The sequence below is a fragment of the Streptomyces tendae genome, assembly GCF_014650435.1.
Lineage (GTDB): Bacteria > Actinomycetota > Actinomycetes > Streptomycetales > Streptomycetaceae > Streptomyces > Streptomyces tendae.
On sequence record NZ_BMUY01000139.1, the window covers coordinates 1 to 502 of the forward strand.

The window sequence follows — 502 nt, forward strand, 5'->3', positions numbered from 1 at the left end:
TTGCCAGACACTGCCGTTTTCGTCTGTTGTTTTTTTACCAGCCCATGTAATATCACAAATTAATGAGATTATGCTTTCTTCTCCATGGTTGTAGTATCCTTGTTTTTCAACACATCCGGTGTTTGAAATAAGAAAAAGTGATACTGTTGAAATAAGTAAAGAGATATGTATTATTCTATTCATAGTTAAATATTTAATATTCAATGCAAAAATAGGAGAAATTTTATATTTTTGGGCGAAACCTTTATTTATTAACTTTAAAAAAGGAGGATTTATGAAAAAAGTAATGTTTATGTTCATCAGTCTACTGACTGTTTTGGGTGTTTGTTCGTGTAATGATAATGAAGTAATAGAACCTGTGGTTAGTGATTCTGTATCTGATATGGAGGTCTTATCTCGTTTTGTTGATGTAAATGAGATTACAAATGAATACTATTTCAATGAGAATAAGAAAACGAGGGCGTTGTCTTATGTAACAGGTTCGGATTGGCAGGATTTAGAA

2 protein-coding genes are annotated in these 502 nt (G+C 31.1%); one reads left to right on the plus strand and one right to left on the minus strand.

Going from position 1 to position 502, the window contains the following annotated elements; translation table 11 throughout:
• Positions 1-300: hypothetical protein (locus IE258_RS41670; RefSeq protein ID WP_373309995.1), on the minus strand; the 300-nt coding region annotated here is incomplete at its 3' end.
• Here IE258_RS41670 and IE258_RS41035 point away from each other — a divergent pair.
• On the plus strand, positions 293-502 hold a 210-nt coding region (locus IE258_RS41035; RefSeq protein WP_444545816.1), incomplete at its 3' end, for a hypothetical protein. The two genes, IE258_RS41670 and IE258_RS41035, sit on opposite strands and share 8 nt — an antisense overlap.